Below are 17,540 nucleotides of genomic sequence, written 5' to 3' on the forward strand. Positions count from 1 at the left end.
TCTCCTGAACGCGATGGATGGCCACGCGCGGACGCGCGGCGTCGTGCCGGCGTTCACGCCGGCGGCATCGGGCTCAGGCTCGGGGGGGCTCAGGTAGGGGGCGGCCGGACAGGCTGGCGAAGGACGCCGCATCGGGCCACACCCGGCTCGTCCGCGTCGCCACCGGGGCCGGGACGGACGCCGCGGTCGGCAGGAGGGAGGCGACGCTGGCGAGGCAGAGCGCCAAAAGCGGACAGCCGGCCTTGGCGCAGTCGGGCTTCGCCACCTTCCCGGGCGGGCAGCACGGCATGTCGGCCATGTCCGCGTCGCCCACGTCCATCCCCTCCATCTCGGCATGGGCAATGGCCGAGGTCGCCTCAGGCGCGGCTTGCGCCATGATGAACGCGCGCATCCCCGCGGCGGCCGCGGGCGCGGCCACCGGCGTCAGGGCGAGGCTGAGTACCGCCAGGAGCGGCAACAGTCGCCGAAGGGCGATCAAGAACGTCACGCAGGTACGATGCCAGCTTTTCGATCCGGGCGGAAGGCCAGTGTCACGGGAGACGGCGCGTCTCAAGTCTTGAGGGTCAAGGTTTCGTTCCGTCGGGCGGTCGATCCGCCGACCGACCTCGCCGGGCGGGCGTCTCGGCGACCCGTTTCTCGTGAGCCCGCCGGACCGCGCCATGGCGCGTCCGGCCTGCCGTGCCATGGCCGTCCCCGAACGGCAGGCAGAGGCCGGATCGAGGCCGCTACCCATGGAAGCCGCATCGACACCGTCGGTCCCCTGGCAAGCCCGCGGACATGGGGTGGCCGTCTGCCGGGCGCGCAATCTGGAAGGCGGTCAACAGGGGAATGGTCGCGTGCATCGCAGGCGTGAGCCGGTCGTCGCCCTCGGGCTGTTGCGCTGGCCGCCCATCGCAAGGGCGCAGGTTCCGGGCTCCCGGCATCCGCGCGCGTGCTGTCCGGGCATCTGGGAAACCTACCGCACACTTGGCCCTCCGCGCGGTAGGCGGTGCAGGGCGGCGCGCCAAACCTCACCCCGTACAACCCCAATCGGCCGGTCCGGCGGTTCGGACCCCGCGGGAGGTTCAGAAGTGCTGGGCGGTGGGTGCCGACCGGGCGGCGGCAGGGCGACGGGGCACCGCGCTGATCGATCCGGTCGTCAGGCCGACGTCCGGAGCTTCGACCTGAGGCCTTTCGGTCCGTTGCGATTGATGCGTCTGGGGCAGAAAACGGGGTGGGACGTTGTCCATCCATCCCGCGAGCGCGTAACCCGGCAGTCCGGCGAGCATGGCGATTCCTGCAAAGGCGGGGATGATCTTGCTTTTCATGGCGGAACCCGTTGATCTGACGAGAAGCTTGCCGCTCCTTGTCTTTAAGTCCGGATGTCTTGGACGTACCGTTACAGCGCGCTGCGAACCTTTGTGGGGTTGGGCCGGGGTCGCCCGGCGCGGCGCCTCGCTCACCGGGGGGATGATCCTGCAAGCGATTGTGGGATGCGCGGCGGCCGCATTGCCTCGCGCGGCCGGGCGGGTGGGAGGGTCATGCCCGTCGTCGTGCCGGATCCCATCCGCGGCGATACCGCAGCGAGGCCCGTGACATGAAGCGTCGGCCGGCGACAGGCCCCCAAACCGTCGCGTCGCCCCTTGAACCCCGGCAGGCGATCCGGAGGATGTTCCGAACCGGCTCGCTACCAGCGAAGGAGGCGCGGTCCCAGGAGCGCTCCGACGAGCGTGCACATCGCGATCGTCCCCCCGTACCAGACGGCGACGAACGGTACGGTATCGTCCATGCAGTGCAGTGAATAGCCGAGCGCGCTCACGGCTCCCGCGGAGAGGCCGACCAGGGCACCCGCCCGCACGAGATCCGTCGGCGCTCCGAACCGTCGAACCGCCCAGGTGACGACGGCGAACGGCACGACGGCGATCACGGGGATCGAGATGAGGCATTCGAGCCAGGTGTGACCGGATACCATGCCGTGCCAATGTTCGGTCGGCGCCATCAAAAGGCTCACGCACGCCAGCGCCGCGACCACGAGGAACGGCAAGGCGGCGACCCCGAGATGGACGCGGCTCTCGCCGCCGGGCCTGACCGCCCTGACGAGATACCGGAGCGCGAGACTCCCGACCGCGGCCGCGAACGAGAACTTGAACGCGAGGAACAGGAGCGGCCGGACCTCGGTCAGGCCGGGACGCAGGCCCAGAAACGCCAGCGCCAGGCACAGCGCGGCCGTCGCGCCGACCGCGACCGCCAGCGCGAGCCGGCGGGTCATCCAGGGGGCCCCGACCGGTTCGCGCTCGAAGCTGGCGCCCAGCAGGCCGATGAGTTCGTCGGTCTTCATCTCGCCTTGCCTCCCACGAGATTGGCCAGGGTCTTCAGGCCGCGGTGGACGCTCACCTTGATCGCGGTCTCGGACATCCCGGCACGTTCGGCCGCCTCGGCGGCGCTCAGGCCCTCGACCTTCGTCGAGAGGATCGCGTTCCTCATCTTGGGCGGTAGGTGCGCCAGGAGGCGCTCGACGTCGAGCGAGCTCTCCGCCGCGACATGATCGTCGCGAGCCACCAGCACGCCGGCATCCTCGACCGGGACGTCGGCCGCGGCCGTACGCGTACGCCGAAAATGGTCGATGAGCTTGTAGCGGGCGATGGCGTGGATCCACGGCGTCACCGGTTGCGTGACGTCATAGGTGTGCCGCCGCACATGGATCACCATCAGCGTCTCCTGGACGAGATCCTCCGCCTCGGTGTCGGTACGGCCGGAGCGAGCCAGCTTGCCTTTGTAATACGCGCGTAGGTGCGACCCGAGCCGCCCCAGGAAGCGCCGGTAGTCGGCCGCGCTGCCCGCAAGGCTGGCGATGAGCAGCGCGCGCAGTTCCTCTTCCACCTGCAGCACCGGGACTAGGCGGGCCGGTTCGTAGCCGCTGAGCGGATGTCAGAGATACGTCGCATGTTCCGCCACCCCACCGTGTCCTCACGACCGCAGCACCATCCTGTAGGAGCGTGTCGTACGGCGATCTGCGCCCTGAGGCTCGTCGGCCGAAAGCGACGTATGATCGGCCGCGCCGCTCGGAGAACAATCCGCAAGCGGCCGCCGAAACGTTACAGCGCTCGCGGCATGCCCGGGAGCGTAGGCATGTGCCGCGCATAATTGCCAAGCCTATGCCCCGATCTTAGACCCAGCCGTACCCGACGCCACGGGCCGGGCGGGAAGCCTCCGGAGCCTCGCCGCCGGCGCTCTCCCTTCGCATGGACAGGCTTGCCGAGAGCGCCGCGGAGAGGGCGGTCTCCGATCCGGGGAAGACGGCGGGCTCGGCCCGGGGCCGGCGTTCGGCGCCATCGCTTTTCCCCTCACCGCGGGCGGTCCGGGCAAGAAGCCGGCCCGTCCCGCCATCGACGTTTTCCTAGGAGTACGATCATGATCGAGGTGATCCCGAACTGGCATCCGGTCGCGGTCCATTTCACGGTCGCCCTCCTCATCACGGCCAGCGTCCTCTTCGCCGCGGGGACCCTGTTCAGGAAAGCGGCATCGGGAGGCGCGCTCACGGCCGCCGCCCGATGGAACCTCGCGATCGGCGCGGCAGTCACGGTCGCGACCCTCGCCACGGGTTGGTCGGCGTACAACACGGTCGATCACGACGCGCCCTCGCACGCGAACATGACCGTCCACCTTCGCTGGGCCGTCGCCACCGCGCTCGTGTTCCTCGCCGCCGCCGGCGTCGCCTGGCTGGAGCGCCGGAAGGTCGCAGGCGCGGGCGTCCTGCTGCTGGTGCTCCTCGCCGGAGGTTCCGGGGCCCTCGTGGTCACGGGCTGGCTCGGCGGCGAGAACGTCTACCGTTACGGCCTGGGCGTCATGGCGCTCCCGAGATCGGGCGACCACGTCCACCCCGCAAGCGGCGGCCATCCCCATGAGCACGGCCACGACCACGAGACCGCGGACGCCCCAAAGACGCCCGATGCCGCCGCGGGCAAGGTAGTGACGCGCCCGGCGCCGGACGCCCCCTCCACACCGCACGAACACGCTCATTGACGGACGGGCCGCGGTGATACCCGTCCCGGGTACCCCCAAGCGCCCGTCGCATGAACGCGGCGGGGGTCCTGGCACCGGTGTGGCGGTCAATCCGCCGAGTGCGGCTTCGCCGTCGACACCGGCATGTGGCGAACTTCCAACACGCTGAGTTTGTGGGACATCGGTCGAGCACCACGGATTGCAGCTTCCACCCCGGCGTGAGAATGTCCGCGAAGATTAGGCAGGGGCCCTGATCAGTGAATGTCGTGCGCGCATTGCTGCTTGCCGTACTCGCCTTGGCCTTGGCCATCGCGCCGGCAGCGCCGTGCACCATGGGCCGGCAGTCGATGGCTCACCGCCACATAGCAGCCGCCGCGGCGACGCCTCTCGCGCACGCCGCCGGCGCCTTGGGCGGCCAGAACGAGCCGGACGAGGCTGGGATACGGGGGACTTCCCTCGCCGTGCCGGCGGCGGCCGCCGACGAAGGATGCCCCGGCCATCGGCATCGCCCCAAGCATCCTCCCTGCCCGGCGACCTGCTGCCCGCTCGCGTGCCAAGCCGCGCTTCCCACCCTGCCATGGGCGAGCATCACCCTGGAATTTCATCCGTCCGAGCGGGTCCTGATCGTCCAGGTGGACGGGGCCGTCGACGCGCATCCGCTACGGATCGAGCGGCCGCCGAGGCGCCAAGCGTGACGCGCGGGCGGATCTAGCGCCCGCCCCCGGCCGCTCCGAAGGGACGGCCTCGCACACCCACAACGAGCCGACGCCTTCGCTGGGCGCGACGCCGTCGCCGCTCGGCCCGCGGCCCGTGCAACGCCTGGGACTGCCTTCGGCCGTCCGCCTCAATTCGGGAAATCCAAGATGTTCAAGCTGCCGAGACCGGCCGCGCTCGCGGCGGTCCTGCCGCTCGCCGGCTGCTTGCCCGCCGCCGTTCCCGCCGGGCTCGTCCTGCCCTCGGAGCCGGACATCCCGGTCCGGCCGCCCCGCTACGCCAAGGTGACGCAGGGCGTGAAGGATTTCGGCGTCGTCGACCCTAAGGATTGGCGCGAGCTCAATCGTCAGGTCGCGCCGAAGGCCGGGTCCGGCGGGATGGGGGGCATGCCGGGCATGGACGGGATGCCCGGCATGGGCGGCAAGCGCGATTCGGGGGGGCGGTGATGGCCCGTCGCTGTAACCAAACGGGCGGCGGCGCCGGACTACCGGACATGAGTGGCACGACGACCGCGCCGGGACACGCCGGTACGACCGCGCGACCGCCGGACGAGGCCGTCCGGGGGCGGTTCGTGCGCGTGGCCGCGAGCGTTACCGGCCTCGGCCTCGCCTTGGGGGGCTGCGCGAGCTTCTCGCCGGACGCGGGCCTCTCCGTCGCAGGCGGCTACGCAGCGTTGGAACTGCGCAAGGACATCGTGAAGGCGGACGACCAGGGCGTCGCGCCGAGCGCGGACGCGCGCGTGGACGCGTTGCTGCGCCGTCCCCTGACCGCCGACGGCGCGGTGCAGGTCGCACTCCTGAGGAACCGGGGCTTGCAGGCCGCCTTCAACGACCTCGGCGTCTCCGAGGCGCAGTACGTGCAGGCCACGCTGCCGCCCTCGCCGCGCCTCTCGATCACGCAGTGGGGATTGGGGTTCAACACGGAGATCGAGCGCGCCGTCGCCGCCAGCGTGCTGGAGTTGGCGACGCTCCCGGTGCGCGCCGAGATCGCGCGGCAGCGGTTCACGGCCGACCAGTACAACGCGGCGGAGCAGGTCCTGCGGCTCGGGGGCGAGGCGCGCCGGCAATTCTACCGGACCGTGGCGGCCAACCAGGCGACCGCCTTCCTCGAACAGGCGCTGGCCGGCGCGGAATCCGCCTCGACGCTGGCCAAGCAGCTGGGCGAGACGGGCGCGCTGAACAAGCTGGAGCAGGCGCGCGAGCACGCCTTCTACAGCGAGTTGGGCGCGCAGCTCGCCAAGGCGCGGGTGCAGCAACGCGCCGAACGGGAGCGGCTCACCCGACTGCTCGGTCTCTGGGGGCGGGACATCGATTTCCGCCTGCCTAACGGCCTGCCGCCCCTGCCTGGGAGGCTCGTCGACGGGCACGCCATCGAGGCCGAGGCGATGAGCAAGCGGGCCGACGTGCAGGCCGCCCGCTTCGAGCTGCAATCGCTCGTGGGGCAGTTCGGGCTGAACCAGGCCAGCGGCTTCGTCAGCGTCTTCGATGCGGGCTTCGCGAACCGGTTCTCGCGGTCGAGGACCGCGGGGGGCGAGGGCGGTGCCCCGAAGGTCGACAAGGCCAGCCTGAACGGGTTCTCGGCGGATCTCGTCATCCCGATCTACGACTTCGGGGCCACCGCTGTCCGGGGGGCGCAGGAAAGCTACATCGCCAGCGCCAACCGCCTGGCGGAGCGCGCGGTCAACGCCCGCTCCGAGGTGCGCGAGGCGTACCAGCGCTATCGCGGCCAGTACGACATCACCCGGCATTACCAGACGAGCGTCCTGCCCCTGCGGCGGACGATCCAGGACCAGGCGCTGCTCCAGTACAGCGGCATGCTGCTGGACGTCACGACGCTGATCGTCGACGCCCGGGCCAGGATCCTCAGCAACATCCAGGCGATCGAGGCGCAGCGCGACTTCTGGATCGCGGCGACCGACCTCAAGGCGGCGACTGTCGGCGGCGGTTTCTCGGGGGGCAACTTCGGCGGCGAGGCCGCCGGGGGCACCCCGGGGACGAGCCTCGCCGTCGCGACGCCCGGCGGCTGAGATCCGGACCCCGGACCGCCCATGACATTCGGAGGGAAACCATGACAGACATTTCGCGCAGGGGGATCCTGGGTGCGGGCGGCCTCGTGCTCGCCGGCACCTCCATGATCAGCGGGCGCGTCCAGGCCGCCGGGCTTCCGGAAGCCCCGATCATGGACAAGGCGACCATGCAGCCCCCGCTCTATCCGACGAGCGGGCCGGACTACCAGCCGGTGGTGACGCTCAACGGCTGGACGCTGCCGTGGCGCATGCGCGGCGACTGGAAGGAGTTCCACCTCATCGCCGAGCCGGTCGTGCGCGAGATGGCGCCCGGCATGGACGCGCGGCTCTGGGGCTACAACGGCCAGTCGCCGGGACCGACCATCGAGGCGGTCGAGGGCGACAAGGTCCGCATCTTCGTCACCAACCGCCTGCCGGAGGCGACCGCCGTGCACTGGCACGGGCAGACGCTGCCCAACGGCATGGACGGGGTCGCCGGCCTGACCCAACCCGGCATCCCGCCGGGCAAGACGTTCGTCTACGAGTTCATCCTCCGGCGCTCCGGCACCTTCATGTACCACCCGCACTCGGACGAGATGGTCCAGATGGCGATGGGCATGATGGGCTTCTTCGTCGTGCATCCGCGCGATCCGGCCGAGCGGCGGGTCGACCGCGACTTCGTCTGGCTGCTGAACGCCTACGACATCGAGGCCGGGTCCTATGTGCCCAAGGTCAACACGATGCTCAACATGAACATGTGGTGCTTCAACAGCCGGGTGTGGCCGGGCATCGATCCGATGGTCGCGCGCCAGGGCGACAAGGTCCGGATGCGCTTCGGCAACCTGACCATGACCAACCACCCGATCCACGTCCACGGCGTCGACTTCAAGGTCACCGGCACGGACGGCGGCTGGATCAACGAAAACTATCAGTTGCCGGAGGTGTCGGTCGACGTCGCGGTCGGGCAGATGCGGGCCATCGAGTTCAACGCCGACAACCCGGGCGACTGGGCGATCCACTGCCACAAGTCGCACCACACCATGAACGCCATGGGCCACAACGTGCGGACCTACATCGGCGTGAACCTGAAGAGCACGGCCAAGCAGATCCAGAAGATCGCCCCAGGTTACATGCCGATGGGTTCGACGGGCGGTGGCATGATGTCCGAGATGGAGATGCCGCTGCCCGAGAACACGCTGCCCATGATGACCGGCGCGGGCCCGTTCGGGTCGGTCGAGATGGGCGGGATGTTCACGGTCCTGAAGGTCCGTCCGGGACTGGCGGCCGGCGATTACCGCGACCCCGGTTGGTACAGGCATCCGGAAGGCACCCTCGCATACGAGTGGACCGGCGAGCCGATGCCGGAGCCGGCCCGCGCCCCGGACACCCCGAAGGCCCGGCGCGCCCGGCAGACCGACCTGCGGGTCGTCGATCCGCGGACGCGCCGCACGGCCTCGAACGCGGGCGGCCACGAGCACTAGGCGGACGCCCACAACGCGCCAGACGGCCTGCCGGAATCGCCACGAGCGAGGCAGGCGAACCCGTTCGGAACGGGAGCGATCCCGTCCGAAGTCCGCCGCGCCGGTCGCCGATCCCCTCAACGGCGCCGGCGTGGCGGTTCAATCGACCTGAGGAGAAGAAACCATGAGAAGCAAGTTCCCGCTCGCCGTCCTTTCGGCGGCCTTCCTGGCGGTCGCGGCGCCTGCATGGGCGCAGTCCGTGAAGGGGACGGTGACGAAGGTAGACCCGGCCGCGGGCAAGGTCACGCTCGACCACGCGGCGATCCCGAAGCTCGACATGGATGCGATGACGATGGCGTACCCCGTCAAGGATCCCGCGATGCTCAAGGATCTGAAGGCCGGCGACAAGGTCGATTTCGACGTCGCGGAGGCCGGCGGCGCGTACACCGTCACGAAGATCCAGAAGACGAAGTAGCGCCCTGGAGGGAAGCCCCGTGCGGCTTCCGCCCGGTCCCGCGCGAGGGCTTCGGAGCCCTGAGATGGAGCAACCATGCGACGCCTGATCCTGTCCACCGCGCTCGCGGCCGCGCTCGTCGCCCCGATCCCGCAGCACGCCGGCGCGCAGCCCGCCAAGGGCGCGCCCGCAGCCCTGGAGCGGGCGCGCGAAACGATGTCGAACCGTTTCCGGGACACGAAGCTGACCGGCGACCCGGACCGGGACTTCGCGGAGCTGCTGATCGCCAGCTACGAGGAGACGTTGTTCCTGGCCAAGACGCAGCTCGACTACGGCGGTGACCGGCAGCTGCGCGAGCTCGCGCAGAAGATCCAGGACGAGCAGCAGGCCAAGATCGACGCCCTGAAGCAGTGGCAGGTCCGCAGCCGCGAGGCCGGCTACCGGCCGCAGCCGAACCAGACGCCGTCGGGCGAGGGACCGTTGGACCGTCGAGCGAAGGGCGACCCGGCCCAGGGTCAGCCGGAAACGCCCCCCGCGGAGAAGGCGGCCCCGCAGCCGGCTCCGCAGGCGACGCCGTCGAACGCCCCGCTCGTCGCCGGAACCGTCAAGAAGGTCGACGACGCCGCGGGCAAGGTGACCCTCGACCACGAGACCATCCCGAACATCGGGATGGACGCGATGACGATGGCCTACAAGGTCCAGGACCCGGCCATGCTCAAGGGCCTGAGGCCCGGCGAGCGGGTGCGGTTCTCGGCCGACCGCGTGAACGGTTCGATCGCCGTCACCCGCATCCAGAAAGCCAAGTAGTGGGATACGGCCGGAACGTCCCACGCCCGGCGGCACCTCGCGCCCTGGGCGTCCTCCTCGGCCTCGCCGCCGTTGCCGGCGCCGGGGCGGCCGCGGCGGAGGGCACCGCGGGACCATCCGCCGCGGCCACGGCCCCCGGGAACGCCAAGGCCCGCGGTCGCACCGCCTATGGCGAACTCCTCATGCGGGAGGCGACGGCACGCGGGGTCCCGCCCGCGCTCGCCGAGGCGGTCGCGTTCGTCGAGAGCGGCTACGACGCCGGGGCGGTCGGAACGGTCGGCGAACTCGGGTTGATGCAGGTCCGGCCGGCCACGGCGGCGATGCTCGGTCATCGCGGGCCGGCCGCGGAACTTCTCGACCCTGCCACGAACATCCGCTTCGGCGTCGCCTACCTCGCACGGGCCTGGAGCCTCGCGGGCGGCGATGTCTGCCGTGCCCTGGCCAAGTATCGTGCCGGCCACGGCGAGGAGCGCATGACGCCGCACTCCGTCGATCACTGCCGGCGCGCCCACGACCGGCTGGCCGCCATGGGGTCGCCGCTCGCGGCGGTCGCGGCGACGGCCGGTCCCGGCATCCCGCGGACATCCGCATCGAAAACCCGCGCGGCGCCGACGGCCGTCATGTTCCTCGCGAACCGGTTCTGGGCCGCGCACGTCGCGCGCGTCCGGGCCGTCGAGATCCGGACCGCCCGGATCATGGAGGGCGGCTGATGCGGCCCGAATGGGCGGCGCTCCCGCCGCTCCCCTGGGTGCGCCGGAAGGCGCCGGTCACCCGTGCGCGTCGACGCATGGCCGCCCTGGTGCGCCGGCGGCGAATGGAGGGAGGCTCGGCATGACGTTCAAGCCTTACCCGCACGCGCGCGGCGACGGCTCCCTCGGCGATGGCTTGGCGATGCTGCGCGCCAGGGTGGCCCGGCGCATCGCCCTGGGCCCCTACTCCAGGCGGGTCTCGATAGGTTTTGGGCGGAACCTGTCGGTCGCCATCGAACCGCCGGTCGCCAAAATCCCGGTGCGATTGCGCGACTTCCGGCCGGACGACCTCGCGGCCCTCTTCCCCTCCGGCGGCGACGAGGCGGCGAAACGCGAACGCGATGACGTCGAGTGGCGATTGCGTGCCGCCGCGCACGGCGTCCTGCCGAGCCGCTGCTACGTGCTCGAAGAGGTCAGGTCGGGCCGCCCGTGCCACGTCCAGTGGCTCACCGACCCGGGTTACGGCGACGCGGTCCGTCGGTCCGGGGCCCTGCCGGTTCTGGCAGCCGACGAGGCCATGCTGGAGAACGCCTTCACGCCGAAGGGCTTCCGCGGCCTGGGCGCCATGGCCGCCGCCGTGTACCTGATCGCCGAACGCGCCCGGTCACTGGGCAAGGGACACTTGGTGGCCTTCGTCGACGCCGACAACGCCGCCTCCCTCAAGGCGGTCGAACGGGCGGGCTTCAGACCCTGTTCGATCCGCACGAGACGCCAGTTCGCCTTCGGGACGTTCCGAACCGTCCGATTCGAACCGCGGGCGGGGGCCGTGGGTCGCGGCGCGCGCGCCACGCCGCGGGACGAGGGCTACGGCGCTCACCCAGGGGACGGCATCCAGTCGGAGGTGGACGCACGAGAGGCGGAGCCGCCGGATGCCGACTGAGCCCATCAATCACGCCGGGCCGCGAAGCGCGCCCTCCCCTCCCGGACATTCGGACCGATCCGCCCCGTGACGGCAATCGAAGCCATCCACGCCCTCGCCCACAGGCTCACGGGCCTCGACTACCCACACGGCCACTGGTGGATCGTCGCCGATGCCCTCCTCGTCTTCGTCGTGGCGCCTGTGTGGACCGCGTGGCTCGTCGGCCGCGCCGCGCTGCGCCGCCGTCGGCGGACGGCGGATGCTGTCGCCGCGGCGGGAGCCACCGATGCCCTGCGGGACGCCCCGTCCCGTGGCCGTCGGCATCGCGGCTTCGCGCTCCGGCCGGGACGGCGCCTGGAGGCATACGTCCTGGGTGCCACGGCGGGCATCCAGGTCCGCTTGGTCTTCCTGTCTCTCGCCACGCTGCCGGCCGCCTGGCTGACCCTTGAGATACCCAAGCACATCGTCAACCACACGCTCGACGACGCGCGGGGCGACGGGCATCCCGGCATGACGTTCCTGGGACTCCCCCTCGGCCGCACGGAACTCCTGTTCGCCCTGTGCGCCGGCTACCTCGCCGTCCTCACCGTGAACGGCCTCCTGAAGTACGCGGCGAACCGGGTCCGCGGACGCGTCAACGAGCGGGTCGTGCGACGCCTGCGCCTGGCCGTCCTGCGGCGCGTGCGGACGGAGCGCTCGGTCGAACGCCGCACGACGCTCTCCGCCGTGGCGGTCCAGGAAGTCGAGCCCATCGGCTACTTCGGCGGCAGCCTCGTCGCGGTCCCCATCGTGCAGGGGGGCGTGCTGGTCACGAGCGTCGCCTTCCTCCTGCTCCAGGACGTCGCCCTTGCCTTCGCCGCGCTGATCATGCTGCCGGTGCAGCTTACGGTCCTGCCGCGCCTCCAAAGGCGTCTGAACGCGAAGGTCCGGCAGCGCGTCCTCGCCACGCGGACGCTGGGCGCCCTCGTCACCACGCCCGAGGTCGCCGGGCGTCCGGGCCTCGCCCCTTCCGCGGCGGAGCGCGATGCATCCGCCTCGTCGTTGCGGCGCCACATGGCGCACGTCGAGGAGCTTGAGCGGCTCCGCGTCGCCATCAACGACATGAAGGGCGGCATCAAGAGCCTGTACAATTACACGTCCAACCTCACGCCGTTCTTCTTCTTCCTGATCGGCGGCTATCTCGTCGTGCAAGGCCGCCTCACGCTCGGCGCCCTGGTGGCGGCGCTCGCGGCCTACAAGGAGATCGCGCCCGCCCTCAGGGAGCTGTTCGATTTCGCCCAGGATTGGTCGGACGCGGCGGCGCGCTTCGCCGAGGTCACGCGGGCCGTCGACCTTCCGGCTGCCGTTCAGCCAGGCATCACGAGGTCGGTTTCGGCACGGGAGGCGGCCTAGCCGACGGGCGCCCAACCTGTGCCGTTCCCCGACCGCGGCCTCCCCCCGCTCCGCCTCCCGGGGCCCGCACCATACGAGGTCCTGGCGCGGCCGCCCCCGGTAGCGAAGGCGACCGCGGCCCTCGGGGCTCCACCGTCGGTGCTTCCGGCCACGGCGACGTCGCGTGCCCTAAGGCCGTCCGGCGCGGCTCGGCCGGCGGCGATGCGAGCACGCTCCGGATCACACCGGCGTTCGAGCCGAGCGAAGCGGTCGCGGGGCCGGGTCGGTCGCGGCGTCCAGACTCATCCGGGTGCGCCGACGTGCCTCGACGGAACTAGGAGTGGGGCGATGAGGATCGGGGAGGTGGCACGCGCCTGCGGGATCTCGCCCAAGATGATCCGCTACTACGTGCGGACGGGCCTGATCCCGACACCGACCCGGTCGGTGTCGGGCCTTCGGGTTTACGCCGAGGACGAGGTGCGCAGGCTGCGGTTCGTGCACGCGCGGCATCCGTCGATAGTCGCGCCGCCGCTGGCTGCCATGGGGCGCGCGTGCGCCACGTTCACAATCCTACGATTCTGGGCAGGTTTCTGGCTGCTGCGCCGGCAGTGTTTTTGTCCTTAGCGCGCCAGACTGGGACGCTTTGCATCAGGCGACCCGCACGGCGTTCGGATGGGTTTGCGCAAGCCGACCTCGGTTTTGGCGCAGCGCCACTCACCGGGTGGGCGTGATGGAGCTAAACAGTATGGCTGCTCAGCCCTTGCAGCAGCTCGCCGGTTCATTTCGTTCCTGAGCTTCCTGGATCGGCGGGCACGGGACATCGCCGTACGAGCAGAATACACAGCAATCGCCCTTCTTCGGGCGGAGCAGAGTGCCGCAGCCAGGGCATTCGTAGAAGAACTGGCAGGCGTCGGTCGGCATCGTTTCCGAAGCCCGGTGCCCACAATGCGGACAGGTCAGGATCGAGATCAGCTTCATCAGGCTGTCCGCAGCATCTTGATCAGGGCGGGCTCAAAGTAGCTCCCGGCCGCAGCGGCGGCGATGAACAGCGTGGCGAGGCTGAGAAGCACCAGGGGGGCGGATGACCGACGCGGAGCTGGGCATGATCCATCCGGCCCGCAAGCAGCCCGTCGCCGCCGCGCGTAGAAGAACCAGCCGGCGATGACCGCCAGGACGCTGACGAGCATCAGCGGCGTGCGAAGAGAGGCGAGCACGCCGAGGACCGTGAAGACCCCAGCACCGATCCCGAGGCCGCCCAAGACTATGGGCAGCACGCAGCACGACGAGGCCGCCAGGGCACCGAGCCCCGTGATGGCGCCGAGCGCAGCGATGCTGCCAACGCTGACCGCGGCCGGTTCGTGGACGGGTCGTTCGGCAGGCGGTGTCTGATCGAGGGTCATGTCTCGTATCCATCGTGATCCTCGGCTACCCTGCATCCTGTAGCCACTACAGGATCAAGGGCGATCTTCATGGGTACGGCTAAGGGGGCGCGAAGCGGGGCCCTGACCATCGGTCAATTGTCGCTGCGGACCGGCGTCAACATCGAGAACATCCGGTACTTCGAGAAGGTCGGCCTACTCCCTTCGCCCCCGCGCACCGAGGGTGGCCATCGGTCCTACGGCGTCGAGCACGAGCGCACCCTGGCCTTCATCCGTCGCGGACGCGAACTTGGCTTCACGCCGAACGAGGTTCGGGCGCTGCTCGAACTGCGTCGGCCTGGTAAGGCAACCTGCCGCGAGGGACAGGGGATCGCGAGGCACCACCTTGACCGGGTGCGTGCGAAGATCGCGGACCTGTCAAGGCTCGAACGTCTCCTGGCCGAAACCATCGAGCAGTGCCCCGGTGGGGCGGCTCCTGGATGCCCGGTGCTCGATATGATCGACCCCGCCGAGTGAGCTTCGGAGCACCCATCCGACGCCTGCATCCTCGGTAGACCCAGAGGCCCCCACCGTCGGTCCGCTCCGGCCGCGAACCAGAGCGGTTACAGGAAGCGGTCCTGGCATTCGGTTGCTTCAAACCTCGAATGTTCGGAAGTCCCAATCACGGCTGAGCCCGGCCCTCCCGAAATATCATGTCGTCTTCCTGATCGAATGTCGACGACGATGCGCTCCGGGGCCGGGCTCCCTGCTTCGCTTCCGGCCTTGTGGGACGCCGGCTCCGGGTAGCGCGGTGGCCCTCATCCTCGCAGCAGGCATGGTCCGAGAGGACCTCGATGACACGGCACTCGCCGACCCGGCCTTGGCCGCACGCGTCGGTCATGCGGGCGAGCTCGCCCTTCAGGGCCATGAGCCGCTCGATGCGGCGCTCGACCTCGGCCATGTGACGCCGGGCGATCTTGTCGACCTCGGCGCAGGAGCGGTCGGGCTGGGCGGCCAGCGCCAGTAACTCACGGATGGCGTCCACCTCGAAGCCGAGCTCGCGCGCGTGGCGGATGAAGGCCAGGCGCTCGATGTCAGCCCGCCCATAGCGGCGGCGGCCGCCTTCCGTCCGCGGCGGCGGCGGCATCAAGTCGGCCGTCTCGTAGTAGCGGATGGTCGTGGCGAGCACGCCGGTACGCCGCGACAGCTCGCCTATCGACAGCTCCATTTTTCCGCTTGCTCCTCTAGTCGCTGGAGGAAGTAGGCAGTCGTCCACGACTTGGAAAGGAGGCGTCATGGCCAAGGAGTGCTGCGGCTCGACCGTTGGCTGTCAGGCATCGAGGGCGGAACGTGCGCATCCGGCGGCGCCGCCGCAGGTCGTCGCGGGGGGCGATTGCGGCACGGGGGATGCCTGCGGCTGCTCTGGGGGCGTGCCCGTCTTCGACGGGGTCGACCCGCGCTACAAGCGCGTGCTGTGGACGGTCATCGCCGTCAACGGCGCCATGTTCCTGACCGAGATGGCCGCCGGGCACCTTGCCGGCTCGCAGGCGCTCCAGGCCGACGCCCTCGACTTCCTGGGCGACACGGTCACCTACGGCCTGAGCCTCGCGGTCATCGGAGCGTCCCTCAGGGCTCGGGCCACGGCGGCGCTCGCCAAGGGGCTGTCCCTCAGCGTGATGGCAGTCTGGGTCTTTGGCTCGACTGCCTACCACGTCCTGGTGCTCGGGGTGCCCAAGGCCGAGGTCATGGGCGTCATCGGGCTGATGGCCCTGGCAGCCAACCTCGGCTCGGTACTGCTGCTGCGCCCCTACAAGGACGGCGACGCCAACGTGCGCTCGGTCTGGCTGTGCTCGCGCAACGACGCCATCGGCAACGTCGTGGTGATGGTGGCTGCGCTCGGTGTCTGGGGTTCCGCGTCGGCCTGGCCCGACCTCGCCGTCGCGGCGGTGATGGCCGGCATCTTCCTGACCTCGTCGGTGCAGATCCTGCGGCAGGCCTGGGCGGAGTATCGCGAAGGCGCCGTCACGACGCGAACCGCGGCGTCCGGATAAGGCGCGCACCGATCCGCGTACAGACCAAGACGGATACAGGGACGACCATGACATCACACGACGCACGCGCAGGACATGATCACGGATCGCATGACCACGACGGCGAGGCGGGTCACGACCATGCCGGGCATTCCCATGGGCCAGGGCACAGCCATGCCCCCGCAAGCTTCGGGACGGCATTCGCCATCGGCATCGCGCTCAACGTCGGCTTCGTGGCCGTCGAGGCGACCTACGGGGTCCTGGCGAACTCGGTGGCCCTGCTCGCCGATGCCGGCCACAACCTCTCGGACGTGCTCGGCCTCATCGTGGCCTGGATCGCGACGGTGCTGGCCAGGCGGGCCCCGAGCGCGCGGTTTACCTATGGGATGAAGGCCTCGTCGATCCTGGCGGCCCTTTTCAACGCCGTGTTCCTGCTGGTCGCCGTCGGCGCCATCGCGTGGGAGGCGATCCAGAGGTTCGGTGAGCCCGTCCCGGTCGCAGGCAAGACCGTGATGGTCGTGGCCGCAATCGGCATCCTGGTGAACGGCATCACCGCGTGGCTGTTCGCCTCCGGGGCCAAGGGCGACATCAACATCCGCGGGGCGTTCCTGCACATGGCGGCCGACGCCGCCGTCTCGGCCGGGGTGGTCATCGCCGGCCTCGTCATCCTCTACACCGGATGGACGTGGCTCGATCCGGTGGTGAGCCTCGCCATCGTGGCCGTCATCGTCTGGAGCACGTGGGGGCTCCTGCGAGACAGTCTTACGCTGTCCCTCGCCGCCGTCCCGCCGGGCATCGACCCGGTCGCCGTACGCCGCCACCTCGAAGGGCTGCCCGGCGTCGCGGCCCTGCACGACCTGCACATCTGGGCGATGAGCACCACGGACACCTGCCTCACGGCGCACCTCCTCATGCCCGGCGGCCGTCCCGACGACGCCTTCCTGATGGCGGCGGCCACCGGCATCAGGGAGCGGTTCGGCATCAGCCACACGACCCTCCAGGTGGAGACGAGCGAGGCCACCGCCTGCGCCCTGGCTCCGGACCACGTGGTCTGAGCGCGGCATGCAAGCCTGGTCCTATACCCTGATCCCCGCCGCGGCCGCCGTCGTCGGCGCGGCGGTGGCGGTCAACCTGCGGCCGGGCCCCGTCCTGGTCAGCGCCATCCAGCACTTCGCCGCGGGCGTCGTCTTCGCGGCGGCCGCGGGCGAGATCCTGCCCGACGTCAAGCATGCCGGATCGCCCTGGGCCATGCTGGTCGGGGGCGCGCTCGGCGTCGCCGCGATGCTCCTCGTCCGTATCCTGGAGAAGCGGGTGAAGGGGCCGGCCGGGCTGATGTCGGTCACCGGCATCGACATCCTGGTGGACGGCCTCGTCCTCGGCATCGCCTTCGCGGCCGGGGCGAAGGCCGGCATCCTGCTCACCGTCGCGCTGACCATCGAGGTGCTGTTCCTGGGACTAACCGTGGCGAACGAACTCGGCGAGGGCGGCGCGTCGAAGGGCAAGGTGGTCGGCCTGACGGCCGCCCTCGTGCTGCTGCTCCCGCTCGGAGCCCTGCTCGGCGGGCCCGTCGGCTCGCTGCCCGCCGCCGTCCAGGCCGGCTTCCTCTCCTTCGGCCTGATCGCCTTGCTGTACCTCGTGACCGAGGAACTCCTCATCGAGGCGCACGAGACCGAGGACCGCCCCTGGGTGACGGCGATGTTCTTCGCGGGCTTCCTGCTGCTGCTCCTGCTCGACGGGATGATCGGCTAGGCT

20 protein-coding genes are annotated in these 17,540 nt (G+C 70.5%); 14 read left to right on the plus strand and 6 right to left on the minus strand.

The genetic code is table 11. The features are described from left to right. Positions 1-73 precede the first annotated feature (73 nt). From J4O73_RS00335 to J4O73_RS00345, 3 genes are all read right to left on the minus strand, one after another. Entirely contained in the window at positions 74-487 is a 414-nt protein-coding gene (locus J4O73_RS00335; protein ID WP_050735108.1) for a hypothetical protein, read from the minus strand. Positions 488-1,666: 1,179 nt separating this feature from the next. Further along, positions 1,667-2,317 carry an NrsF family protein gene (locus J4O73_RS00340; protein ID WP_050735107.1) on the minus strand — a complete coding sequence of 217 codons (651 nt, stop codon included), beginning with the start codon at positions 2,315-2,317 and terminating at the stop codon, positions 1,667-1,669. After that, positions 2,314-2,868 (minus strand): sigma-70 family RNA polymerase sigma factor, encoded by a 555-nt coding sequence (locus J4O73_RS00345; protein ID WP_039903061.1) that lies wholly within the window; start codon positions 2,866-2,868, stop codon positions 2,314-2,316. Before J4O73_RS00345 ends, J4O73_RS00340 begins: the two co-directional genes overlap by 4 nt. Positions 2,869-3,390: 522 nt before the next feature. Here J4O73_RS00345 and J4O73_RS00350 point away from each other — a divergent pair. From J4O73_RS00350 to J4O73_RS00395, 10 genes are all read left to right on the plus strand, one after another. Next, a complete protein-coding gene (locus J4O73_RS00350) occupies positions 3,391-4,002 on the plus strand; it encodes a DUF2231 domain-containing protein (RefSeq protein WP_050735106.1) in 612 nt (203 codons plus the stop codon). An 842-nt stretch (positions 4,003-4,844) separates the two neighbouring features. Beyond that, positions 4,845-5,141 (plus strand): hypothetical protein, encoded by a 297-nt coding sequence (locus J4O73_RS00355; protein WP_050735104.1) that lies wholly within the window; start codon positions 4,845-4,847, stop codon positions 5,139-5,141. Positions 5,142-5,188: 47 nt separating this feature from the next. Continuing rightward, positions 5,189-6,721, plus strand: coding sequence for a TolC family protein (locus J4O73_RS00360; RefSeq protein ID WP_050735103.1), 1,533 nt, complete (start codon positions 5,189-5,191; stop codon positions 6,719-6,721). A 41-nt stretch (positions 6,722-6,762) separates the two neighbouring features. Further along, complete coding sequence (locus tag J4O73_RS00365) at positions 6,763-8,181, plus strand: multicopper oxidase family protein (RefSeq protein WP_043380886.1); 1,419 nt, start codon at positions 6,763-6,765, stop codon at positions 8,179-8,181. A 163-nt stretch (positions 8,182-8,344) separates the two neighbouring features. After that, the gene (locus J4O73_RS00370) at positions 8,345-8,635 is read left to right on the plus strand and encodes a copper-binding protein (protein WP_050735102.1); all 291 of its coding nucleotides are present in this window, start codon (positions 8,345-8,347) and stop codon (positions 8,633-8,635) included. Positions 8,636-8,710: 75 nt separating this feature from the next. After that, positions 8,711-9,421 (plus strand): copper-binding protein, encoded by a 711-nt coding sequence (locus tag J4O73_RS00375; RefSeq protein WP_050735101.1) that lies wholly within the window; start codon positions 8,711-8,713, stop codon positions 9,419-9,421. Positions 9,422-9,603: 182 nt separating this feature from the next. Continuing rightward, the gene (locus J4O73_RS00380; RefSeq protein ID WP_373320056.1) at positions 9,604-10,131 is read left to right on the plus strand and encodes a transglycosylase SLT domain-containing protein; all 528 of its coding nucleotides are present in this window, start codon (positions 9,604-9,606) and stop codon (positions 10,129-10,131) included. 121 nt (positions 10,132-10,252) lie between these two features. Beyond that, on the plus strand, positions 10,253-11,050 hold the full coding sequence (locus J4O73_RS00385) for a GNAT family N-acetyltransferase (RefSeq protein WP_050735099.1): 798 nt from the start codon (positions 10,253-10,255) through the stop codon (positions 11,048-11,050). Between the two features lie 66 nt (positions 11,051-11,116). Then, a complete protein-coding gene (locus J4O73_RS00390) occupies positions 11,117-12,421 on the plus strand; it encodes a hypothetical protein (RefSeq protein ID WP_007563965.1) in 1,305 nt (434 codons plus the stop codon). A 327-nt stretch (positions 12,422-12,748) separates the two neighbouring features. Beyond that, the gene (locus J4O73_RS00395; protein ID WP_007563962.1) at positions 12,749-13,024 is read left to right on the plus strand and encodes a MerR family DNA-binding transcriptional regulator; all 276 of its coding nucleotides are present in this window, start codon (positions 12,749-12,751) and stop codon (positions 13,022-13,024) included. Positions 13,025-13,153: 129 nt separating this feature from the next. Here J4O73_RS00395 and J4O73_RS00400 read toward each other — a convergent pair whose 3' ends face one another. Beyond that, positions 13,154-13,378, minus strand: coding sequence for a GDCCVxC domain-containing (seleno)protein (locus J4O73_RS00400; protein WP_007563961.1), 225 nt, complete (start codon positions 13,376-13,378; stop codon positions 13,154-13,156). Beyond that, entirely contained in the window at positions 13,378-13,800 is a 423-nt protein-coding gene (locus J4O73_RS00405) for a hypothetical protein (protein ID WP_007563959.1), read from the minus strand. The genes J4O73_RS00400 and J4O73_RS00405 overlap by 1 nt, the downstream gene beginning before the upstream one ends. A 69-nt stretch (positions 13,801-13,869) precedes the next feature. On the opposite strand from J4O73_RS00405, the gene J4O73_RS00410 reads away from it, so the two are divergent. Next, the gene (locus tag J4O73_RS00410; protein ID WP_007563956.1) at positions 13,870-14,295 is read left to right on the plus strand and encodes a MerR family transcriptional regulator; all 426 of its coding nucleotides are present in this window, start codon (positions 13,870-13,872) and stop codon (positions 14,293-14,295) included. Between the two features lie 145 nt (positions 14,296-14,440). On the opposite strand, the gene J4O73_RS00415 is transcribed toward J4O73_RS00410, so the two are convergent. Continuing rightward, a complete protein-coding gene (locus J4O73_RS00415; protein ID WP_007563954.1) occupies positions 14,441-14,986 on the minus strand; it encodes a MerR family transcriptional regulator in 546 nt (181 codons plus the stop codon). A gap of 67 nt (positions 14,987-15,053) precedes the next feature. Here J4O73_RS00415 and J4O73_RS00420 point away from each other — a divergent pair, with 67 nt between their 5' ends. The 3 genes from J4O73_RS00420 to J4O73_RS00430 are packed head-to-tail and all read left to right on the plus strand — an operon-like array spanning position 15,054 to position 17,537. Continuing rightward, complete coding sequence (locus tag J4O73_RS00420) at positions 15,054-15,809, plus strand: cation transporter (RefSeq protein WP_050735098.1); 756 nt, start codon at positions 15,054-15,056, stop codon at positions 15,807-15,809. Between the two features lie 47 nt (positions 15,810-15,856). Further along, positions 15,857-16,843 carry a cation diffusion facilitator family transporter gene (locus J4O73_RS00425; RefSeq protein ID WP_050735097.1) on the plus strand — a complete coding sequence of 329 codons (987 nt, stop codon included), beginning with the start codon at positions 15,857-15,859 and terminating at the stop codon, positions 16,841-16,843. Positions 16,844-16,850: 7 nt separating this feature from the next. Next, on the plus strand, positions 16,851-17,537 hold the full coding sequence (locus J4O73_RS00430; protein WP_007563950.1) for a hypothetical protein: 687 nt from the start codon (positions 16,851-16,853) through the stop codon (positions 17,535-17,537). The last annotated feature ends 3 nt before the right edge of the window (positions 17,538-17,540 follow it).

This window comes from Methylobacterium sp. NFXW15, from assembly GCF_049887755.1.
In the GTDB taxonomy this organism is placed as follows: Bacteria; Pseudomonadota; Alphaproteobacteria; order Rhizobiales; family Beijerinckiaceae; genus Methylobacterium.

Coding starts and splice junctions, on each gene's coding strand:
- J4O73_RS00340 (WP_050735107.1), bottom strand. CDS start 2,317: ATGAAGACCGACGAACTCATCGGCCTGCTGGGCGCCAGCTTCGAGCGC.
- J4O73_RS00350 (WP_050735106.1), top strand. CDS start 3,391: ATGATCGAGGTGATCCCGAACTGGCATCCGGTCGCGGTCCATTTCACG.
- J4O73_RS00355 (WP_050735104.1), top strand. CDS start 4,845: ATGTTCAAGCTGCCGAGACCGGCCGCGCTCGCGGCGGTCCTGCCGCTC.
- J4O73_RS00360 (WP_050735103.1), top strand. CDS start 5,189: ATGAGTGGCACGACGACCGCGCCGGGACACGCCGGTACGACCGCGCGA.
- J4O73_RS00365 (WP_043380886.1), top strand. CDS start 6,763: ATGACAGACATTTCGCGCAGGGGGATCCTGGGTGCGGGCGGCCTCGTG.
- J4O73_RS00370 (WP_050735102.1), top strand. CDS start 8,345: ATGAGAAGCAAGTTCCCGCTCGCCGTCCTTTCGGCGGCCTTCCTGGCG.
- J4O73_RS00375 (WP_050735101.1), top strand. CDS start 8,711: ATGCGACGCCTGATCCTGTCCACCGCGCTCGCGGCCGCGCTCGTCGCC.
- J4O73_RS00380 (WP_373320056.1), top strand. CDS start 9,604: ATGCGGGAGGCGACGGCACGCGGGGTCCCGCCCGCGCTCGCCGAGGCG.
- J4O73_RS00385 (WP_050735099.1), top strand. CDS start 10,253: ATGACGTTCAAGCCTTACCCGCACGCGCGCGGCGACGGCTCCCTCGGC.
- J4O73_RS00395 (WP_007563962.1), top strand. CDS start 12,749: ATGAGGATCGGGGAGGTGGCACGCGCCTGCGGGATCTCGCCCAAGATG.
- J4O73_RS00400 (WP_007563961.1), bottom strand. CDS start 13,378: ATGAAGCTGATCTCGATCCTGACCTGTCCGCATTGTGGGCACCGGGCT.
- J4O73_RS00405 (WP_007563959.1), bottom strand. CDS start 13,800: ATGACCCTCGATCAGACACCGCCTGCCGAACGACCCGTCCACGAACCG.
- J4O73_RS00410 (WP_007563956.1), top strand. CDS start 13,870: ATGGGTACGGCTAAGGGGGCGCGAAGCGGGGCCCTGACCATCGGTCAA.
- J4O73_RS00415 (WP_007563954.1), bottom strand. CDS start 14,986: ATGGAGCTGTCGATAGGCGAGCTGTCGCGGCGTACCGGCGTGCTCGCC.
- J4O73_RS00420 (WP_050735098.1), top strand. CDS start 15,054: ATGGCCAAGGAGTGCTGCGGCTCGACCGTTGGCTGTCAGGCATCGAGG.
- J4O73_RS00425 (WP_050735097.1), top strand. CDS start 15,857: ATGACATCACACGACGCACGCGCAGGACATGATCACGGATCGCATGAC.
- J4O73_RS00430 (WP_007563950.1), top strand. CDS start 16,851: ATGCAAGCCTGGTCCTATACCCTGATCCCCGCCGCGGCCGCCGTCGTC.